The organism is Mesorhizobium sp. M2E.F.Ca.ET.219.01.1.1 (assembly GCF_004016445.2).
GTDB lineage: Bacteria > Pseudomonadota > Alphaproteobacteria > Rhizobiales > Rhizobiaceae > Mesorhizobium.
In genome coordinates this window covers 1-452 of the sequence record NZ_SADT02000051.1, presented here as the reverse complement: position 1 = coordinate 452, position 452 = coordinate 1, and the positions used below count along the sequence as shown (strand labels likewise).

The window sequence follows — 452 nt, the reverse complement described above, 5'->3', positions numbered from 1 at the left end:
ATGGGCGCGAGCGGCGTCTCCAAAAGCCAGGTGAGCCGGCTCTGCGAGGAGATCGACGGCAAGGTGAAGGCCTTTCTCGAGCGGCCGATCGAGGGCGATTGGCCATACCTGTGGATCGACGCCACCTACCTGAAGGTGCGCCGCGGTGGCCGCATCGTCTCGGTCGCCGTCATCATCGCCGTCGGCGTCAACGCGGACGGCCGCCGCGAGGTGCTGGGCATGGAGGTCGGCACCTCCGAGGCCGAGCCGATCTGGACCGAGTTCCTGCGCAAGCTGACCCGTCGCGGCCTGCGCGGCGTCAAGCTTGTCGTCTCCGATGCTCATGAGGGCCTCAAGGCCGCCGTCACCAAGGTGCTCAGCGCCACATGGCAGCGCTGCCGGGTCCACTTCATGCGAAACGTGCTGGCGCACGCCGGCAAGAGCGGCCGCAGGGTCGTCTCGGCCTTCATCGC

General features: G+C 68.4%; 1 protein-coding gene. It reads left to right on the top strand.

Annotated elements, in window-relative coordinates:
* The coding region (locus EN862_RS34875) for a transposase (RefSeq protein WP_193771629.1) at positions 1–452 on the top strand (452 nt) is incomplete at both ends.